Origin of the sequence: Streptomyces silaceus (genome assembly GCF_001419745.1) — a bacterium.
GTDB lineage: Bacteria > Actinomycetota > Actinomycetes > Streptomycetales > Streptomycetaceae > Streptomyces > Streptomyces silaceus.
This window is the reverse complement of record NZ_LIRJ01000537.1, coordinates 1-6790: the sequence shown is the minus strand read 5'-3', so window position 1 is coordinate 6790 and position 6790 is coordinate 1. Positions and strand designations below refer to the sequence as shown.

At 73.0% G+C, this 6790-nt stretch carries 8 protein-coding genes; 6 read left to right on the top strand and 2 right to left on the bottom strand.

Features of this window, described 5'->3' with window-relative positions; all coding sequences use genetic code 11:
- Positions 1-586: 586 nt before the first annotated feature.
- The 3 genes from dhaK to AOK22_RS36065 all read left to right on the top strand — a co-directional run bounded on the left by dhaK (position 587) and on the right by AOK22_RS36065 (position 2700).
- Positions 587-1579, top strand: a complete 993-nt coding sequence (gene dhaK, locus AOK22_RS36075; protein ID WP_055702904.1) for a dihydroxyacetone kinase subunit DhaK — start codon at positions 587-589, stop codon at positions 1577-1579.
- A 76-nt stretch (positions 1580-1655) separates the two neighbouring features.
- The gene (dhaL, locus tag AOK22_RS36070) at positions 1656-2300 is read left to right on the top strand and encodes a dihydroxyacetone kinase subunit DhaL (protein WP_055702903.1); all 645 of its coding nucleotides are present in this window, start codon (positions 1656-1658) and stop codon (positions 2298-2300) included.
- Positions 2290-2700: a PTS sugar transporter subunit IIA domain-containing protein gene (locus tag AOK22_RS36065; protein ID WP_055702902.1), complete on the top strand. Its 411-nt coding sequence runs from the start codon at positions 2290-2292 to the stop codon at positions 2698-2700. Before dhaL ends, AOK22_RS36065 begins: the two co-directional genes overlap by 11 nt.
- A 15-nt stretch (positions 2701-2715) precedes the next feature.
- Here AOK22_RS36065 and AOK22_RS36060 read toward each other — a convergent pair whose 3' ends face one another.
- Entirely contained in the window at positions 2716-3387 is a 672-nt protein-coding gene (locus AOK22_RS36060) for a glycoside hydrolase family 75 protein (RefSeq protein ID WP_079037054.1), read from the bottom strand.
- A gap of 314 nt (positions 3388-3701) precedes the next feature.
- On the opposite strand from AOK22_RS36060, the gene AOK22_RS36055 reads away from it, so the two are divergent.
- Entirely contained in the window at positions 3702-4721 is a 1020-nt protein-coding gene (locus tag AOK22_RS36055) for a fibronectin type III domain-containing protein (RefSeq protein ID WP_055702900.1), read from the top strand.
- A gap of 18 nt (positions 4722-4739) precedes the next feature.
- Here AOK22_RS36055 and AOK22_RS36050 read toward each other — a convergent pair whose 3' ends face one another.
- Entirely contained in the window at positions 4740-5312 is a 573-nt protein-coding gene (locus tag AOK22_RS36050; protein ID WP_055702899.1) for a PadR family transcriptional regulator, read from the bottom strand.
- Positions 5313-5447: 135 nt separating this feature from the next.
- Between AOK22_RS36050 and AOK22_RS36045 the strand changes: the two genes are divergently transcribed.
- Together AOK22_RS36045 and AOK22_RS36040 are read left to right on the top strand one after the other, a co-directional pair.
- Positions 5448-5876 carry a nuclear transport factor 2 family protein gene (locus AOK22_RS36045; RefSeq protein WP_055702898.1) on the top strand — a complete coding sequence of 143 codons (429 nt, stop codon included), beginning with the start codon at positions 5448-5450 and terminating at the stop codon, positions 5874-5876.
- A 274-nt stretch (positions 5877-6150) separates the two neighbouring features.
- Positions 6151-6654, top strand: a complete 504-nt coding sequence (locus AOK22_RS36040; RefSeq protein WP_055702897.1) for a hypothetical protein — start codon at positions 6151-6153, stop codon at positions 6652-6654.
- Positions 6655-6790: the final 136 nt, after the last annotated feature.

Below are 6790 nucleotides of genomic sequence, written 5' to 3'. Positions count from 1 at the left end.
GGCCGCCGTCGGCGCCCTCGTGGCAGAGCGGGTCGGATGTCGTCGTGCCCGCGACGAAGCTGGAGAAGCGCGCGGAGAGTCTTTCCTTGCCGCCGCTGTTCGGGCGCGGCTGCAGGCCGGTGTAGCCGACGTCCGGGGCGTTGGTGAAGCCGAACTGCTGGGCGAAGTAGATGCCGCTCTTGTGGGCCGTCGCGGTGTTCACGGTGATGGGGAAGGTGAGATTGCTCAGCCCGGCCGCCGGGGCACCGGACACCTGCCAGCTCACGGAGACGTTGCCGCCTCCGACGTCCGCGTGCGCGGACCCGGCCANNTGGCCGCGGCGACCGCGGCGCAGCGACGAAAGGCCTTGAAGGACATGTGCTGTTCCTCTCTGTGGGGGGAACTGCCGCTCTGTGGAGGGAACTGCTGCCGAACCGGTTGTACGCACGCGGGGCCCGCGCCGCCATGGACGTTCGCGCGAACGGACTTGGACTCTTGACGGCCCCGCCGGTCGATGCTGGCCTGAGGTCCGCGACCGGCCCGGGATGCACCACCGGACCGCGTCCGCGACCGGCCCGGGGTTCGCACGTCTCCGCAGGAGGTACCGATGAGGATGCTGATCAACGTCGCCGAGACCGTCGTCACCGACGCGCTGCGCGGGATGGCCGCCGCGCATCCGGAGCTCATCATCGACGTCGAGAACCGCGTGATCGTCCGCAGGGACGCCCCCGTCACCGGAAAGGTCGCCCTCGTCTCGGGCGGCGGATCCGGGCACGAGCCGCTGCACGGCGGGTTCGTGGGCCCCGGCATGCTGTCGGCCGCCTGCCCCGGCGAGGTCTTCACCTCGCCGGTGCCCGACCAGATGGTGCGGGCCGCGGCCGCCGTGGACAGCGGCGAGGGCGTGCTGTTCGTCGTGAAGAACTACACGGGCGACGTGCTCAACTTCGACATGGCCGCCGAACTCGCCGAGGACGAGGGCATCCGGGTGGCGAAGGTGCTCGTGGACGACGACGTGGCCGTCGACGACAGCCTCTACACCGCCGGGCGGCGCGGCACCGGCGCCACGCTCTTCGTGGAGAAGATCGCGGGGGCCGCGGCCGACGCGGGCATGCCGCTGGAGCGGGTCGAGTCCCTCGCGCGCCGGGTCAACGAGAACGCCCGCAGCTTCGGCGTCGCGCTCAGCGCGTGCAGCACCCCGGCCAAGGGCAGCCCGACCTTCGAACTTCCCTCGGGCGAGCTGGAGTTGGGTATCGGCATCCATGGCGAGCCAGGGCGTGAGCGGCGCCCGATGATGACCTCCGGAGAAATCGCCGACTTCGCGGTGAACGCCGTCCTGGAGGACCTCGACCCGCGCGATCCGGTGCTCCTGCTCGTCAACGGCATGGGGGCCACTCCCCTGCTGGAGCTGTACGGCTTCAACGCCGAGGTACAGCGCGTGCTCGTCGAGCGCGGCGTCCCCGTGGCCCGCACGCTCGTCGGCAACTACGTGACGTCGCTCGACATGGCCGGGGCCTCCGTCACGCTCTGCCGGATCGACGAGGAGCTGCTGCGGCTGTGGGACGCGCCGGTCCGCACACCGGGGCTGCGCTGGGGCATGTGACGGGCCGCTGCCCGTACCGGTCCCGCCCGGATCCCACCGCCCCCGTATCCATCCCCCGACGACGCAAGGAGAACCTGTGCTCGACGCCGACTTCTTCCGCCGCTGGCTGACGGCCGCCGCCGCGGCCGTCGACCGCGAGGCGGACCGGCTCACCGAGTTGGACTCGCCCATCGGCGACGCCGACCACGGCAGCAACCTGCGGCGCGGCTTCACCGCCGTCGCGACCGTCCTGGAGAAGGAGGAGCCCGGCACGCCGGGGGCCGTACTCGCCTTGGCGGGACGGCAGTTGATCTCGACGGTCGGCGGGGCTTCGGGCCCGCTCTACGGCACCCTGCTGCGCCGCACGGGCAAGGCGCTGGGCGAGGCAGCCGAGGTCGACACGGCCGGGTTCGCCGAGGCGCTGCGCACCGGTGTCGACGCGGTGGCCGCGCTCGGCGGCGCCGCGCCCGGCGACAAGACCATGCTGGACGCGCTCTACCCCGGCCTCGACGCCCTCACCGAGTCCTTCGGCGCGGCCGAGGCGGCGGCGCTGGACGGCGCCCTCGCGACGACACCGCTGCGGGCCCGCAAGGGCCGAGCGAGCTATCTGGGCGAGCGCAGCGTCGGACACCAGGACCCGGGCGCGACGTCCTCGGCGCTGCTCTTCGCGGCGCTCGCCGAGGCGGCGCGGGGCGGCGGACCGCCGGAGGACCGGACGCGGGAGGACGGCCATGGCGGCTGAGGAACAGCTGGTCGGCGTCGTGCTCGTGTCGCACAGCGCCCCCGTCGCGGAGGCGGTCGCCGCGCTCGCCACGGGCCTCGCGGGCGGTGGCCCCACCGCTCCCGTCGCCGCCGCGGGCGGTACGGCGGACGGCGGGCTCGGCACCAGCACGGAGCTGATCGCGGCGGCCGCGGCGAACGTCGACCGCGGCGCGGGCGTCGCCCTCCTGACCGATCTCGGCAGCGCGGTCCTCACCGTGAAGGCGCTGCTCGCCGACGACGAACTCCCGCACGGCGCACGGCTGGTGGACGCCCCGTTCGTGGAGGGCGCGGTCGCGGCCGTGGTCACCGCGTCGGCCGGCGCCGACCTGGCCGCCGTGGAGGCGGCGGCCACGGAGGCGTACACCTACCGGAAGGTGTGAGCCCGCGCGCGGACGCTACTTCCGCCGGACGAACTGCCGGGCCAGCGCGTCGCCCCGCGCGACCGCGGCCCGGTGGCTCTCGATCGGGGTAACCTTCGGCCCCTTGAAGAGGATGTACGTGACGCCGGGGCCCGCGCCGCCCGTCCTCGGGTCGGCGCGGATGCCGAGCGCCTTGGCCGTGGCGTACGACGCCTCGCCGATGAGGTCGGTGGGGCCGGTGTCACCGACGACGGCGTACTGGACCCGGTCGCGGTGGATCACGGCCGCGACGGTGCCGCCGGTGATGCCGTGCTTGGTGTGGTTCCAGCGGCGCCCGGCCCCCGGCACGACGACGTAGGGCAGACGCTCGGCGTTGAGCTGCCGGCCGTCGGACTGCTGGAAGGCCGTGGCGTGGAAGAAGAGCGGGTCGGTGCGGCGGTTGCAGGCCTTCGTCGGCTGCCCGTCGCAGTCGATGTCCATGTCGGCCTTCCAGAAGACCGCGCCGCGCGTCCCGCAGACGGGGACGTTCTCGACGGCGCCGTCGTCGGTGCGGAACTTGCCGCGCGAGATCTGTTTGCAGGACCGGGTCCTCGCCAGCAGGTCGGCGGCCCGCACGGAGCCCTCCTGGGCGGCGGCCGGAACCTGCGCGCCAGGCACGCCCTCCGTACCCGGAACACCTACCGCGCCTGGCGCCCCCGCCACCCCCATCGGCGCCTTCGCGCCACCGCGCCCGTCCGAATCGCCCCTCGGGTCAGGGGATCTGACGGCCGGTCCGGTCGACGGCGGCTGCGCCGCGGCGGGGCAGGAAGCGGGGGCCAGCAGGGCGGCTCCGGCAGCGACGGCCAGAGCCGCCGTTCTGGTACGCACGTGAAAGAACCCTTCGTGGGGATGACTGACGGCTTGTAGGCCAGATATCCCGATCTGCGCCCAGACGTACCCCCACTGCACCGTTCGGGGGACGGACCCCCTCCCTCCAGCCCCTTGATGTGCCCCCGTCAGCTGTGTCAAATAGGTCCGGACCAATGCCGACGAGTGGAAGGCGGCACCCCGTGCGACGGACCCCCCATCTGTCCACCCCCCTGGCCCTGCTGACCGTCGTGGCCGCGACCGCGGCCACGCTCGGCGGCTGCGGATGGGGCGGCGAGGACACCAAGGACACCAGCCCGCCCGCCGCGCCCCGGGGCCTGACCGTGCAGACGGGCAGCGCCACCACCGCCCACGTCATGTGGAACCAGGCCGCCGACAACACCGGCGTCACCGCCTACGAGGTGTACCGGGACGCCAAGAAGGTCAAGGAGGTGCCGAGCAGCCGCCACATGGTGGACGTCGTCGGGCTCGAGGCCTCCACCACGTACACCTTCACCGTCCGCGCCCGCGACGCCGAGGGGAACGTCAGCGAGGACAGCAGGAAGCTCACCGTCACGACACCCAAGGCGACCACCGCGGACCGCAGGGCCCCGACCCGGCCCACCGGCCTGAAGGGCGAGGCCGAGGGCAGCCGGGCGGCGATGCTCTCCTGGGGCAGGTCGACGGACGACAAGGCCGTGGCCTCGTACGAGATCTACCAGGGCGGCTCGAAGATCCACAGCGTGGGCGGCGGGCAGACGGCGACGCTGGTCACCGGACTGCGGCCCGGCACCGACTACACCTTCACGGTCAAGGCGCGCGACGCCGCCGACAACTTCTCGCCCGCGAGCGCCGAGGTCCGCCTCACCACCGCGGCGGGCAAGGACTCGGGGCGCGGCACGGCACCCACCGCATTCCGCGCGGCGACGCACCGCAAGGACGGCGCGTACTACATCGACCTGTCGTGGACCCCGCCGCGCACGGGCGGCGCGGTGACGGAGTATCAGATCCAGCTGGACGGCCGCAACGTCACCTCGCTCGTCTTCGGCGGCACGGCGCCCGAGGACAGGGCCGAGCACAGCTTCTACATCGGCAGGGAGGCCGGGGAGCGGCACCGCATCCGGATCCGGCCCAAGCTGCCGGACGGGACCTGGGGCGGGTACTCCCCCGAGCGGACGGTCACCACGGGCGAGTGACCGGGGCCCGCCCCCGGCTCAGCCCTTTCCCCGCGCGGCGGCGGCCCGCTGCTCCAGCAGGGCCGCCGCGCGCCGGCACCAGTCGCGGGACTCCCTCTCGAAGGCGAGCCCGCGCAGGCAGGTCAGATAGGGGCCGACGCGCTCGCCGGTGCGCAGGAACTCCTCCTCGTCGGCACCGCCCCGCAGCTTCACCAGAAGCTTGTCCAGTACCTCGATCTTGGCGTCGGCGACCGCGGCCCGCTCCGTGAGCTGCTCGATCACCGGCGCCGCCGCGACGCCGTCGACGGCCTGCACCTTGACCAGCAGGTCGTCGCGGATGAAGGACGGCTTCGCCGCGCGGGCGGCGAAGCGCTCCATCTCGGCGAGCCCCGCGTCCGTGACCCGGAACAGCCGCTTGTTCGGGCGGCCCTCCTGGACCACCTCCCGGCCCGAGACCAGGCCCTCCGCCTCCAGCTTGGCCAGCTCGGCGTAGAGCTGCTGGGGCAGCGCGTGCCAGAAGTTGGCGACGCCGATGTCGAAGCCCTTGGCCAGTTGGTAGCCGCTGTACTCGCCGTCCAGCAGTGCCGCGAGCACCGCGTGTCGCAGAGCCATCGCCGGACCCCCTTCCCTTTCGTCGCCGCGTACCCCCATCATAGTCATCGATCTGAGTAGTCATATTGATGACTATGGAGCGCCGGTCACGAACGGCGCCTCGCCACTCGTGCCGCCGACCGTCCGGGAGGACCCATGACGCACCCCACCGCCGCCCGCTTCCGCGACATCGTCGAGAAGCGCGACCTCTCCGCCCTGGAGGACCTGTTCACTCCGGACGTGCGGTTCTACAGCCCGGTGAAGTTCACCCCGTTCGAGGGCCGACCGATGGTGCTCGGGCTCTTCGGCGTGCTGCTGCGCACGTTCGAGGACTTCCGGTACGTCGGCTCCTACACCGGCGAGGCGCGGACGAGCGCCGACGGCAGCGAGGCGGAGTCGGACGTCCTGCTCTTCCGTACGACCGTGGCGGGCAAGGAGATCCACGGCATCGACCTGCTGCACTTCGACGAGGAGGGCCGGATCAAGGAGTTCACGGTGATGGTCCGCCCGCAGTCGGCGGTCCAGACGCTCGGGCAGGCGGTGTACGAGGGCCTGGTCGCCGACGGGCTGGTCCCCGCCCCGTGACGGGCCGGGATGGCCCCTGATACGCCGGGTGACGGTCCGACAGACCCCGCTGACGGTCCGACAGGTCCCGTGAGCGCCCGTGATACCCGCCCGAAGTGACGGCCGATCAGGTACCGGCCTGAGCCGGACGAAGGATTCCGTCACCTGCCCGGCGGCCCTCCGCATGCGGCGCGCGGCCCCGGCGCGTTGGCTCTTCGTCAGGTAGCACGGGCGTTTCCCGACATGCGGCGGCGCATGGGTTGTTCCGCCTCCCGTGCCATCGGAGGGCAGTCTCATGCGTACTACTCAGATATGTGTCCGGGCCGGCCTGACCGTCTCCGCCGCGGCACTGCCGCTGATCCTCGGTGCACCTTCGGCTTCCGCGGGCGGCGGGATCAATGTGACCGCCACCGGATCCACCGTGCAGGTCACCACCTCCGCCTGTGCCAACGGCGGCACGGCCTCGCTCATGGGCGGCGCCGACGCCAGCTTCGCCGGAGGCCGGCAGGTGGACGTGACCAATGGCAGCGGTACCTGGCAGAACGTCAGCGCCGGCACCTACACGGTGCTCGTCATGTGCAAGGACAACTCGTCCGTCGGACCTCAGACCGTCACCGTCGGCACCACGCCGACGGCCTCCTCGACCTCCGCGCCCGCACGCGGTGTGCGGGGTGGACTCGGGGGCGGTACGGAGGACCGGGGCACGATCACGCTCGTCACGGGCGGGGCCCTGGTGGCCGCCGCCGCGGGCGGCGGCTTCTGGTACCTGCGGCGCCGAGGAGCCGCGGGCCGGACCTGATCGCGGGCACGGCGACACGAGCACCACCGACCGCCGCCCCTCCGCCGACCCGGCGGACGGGCGGCGGTTCCGTGTGGAGTTCCCTGTGGGTCCGTGCGGAGGTCCCGTGCCGCGCCCCCCTCCTCAGCCCCACCGG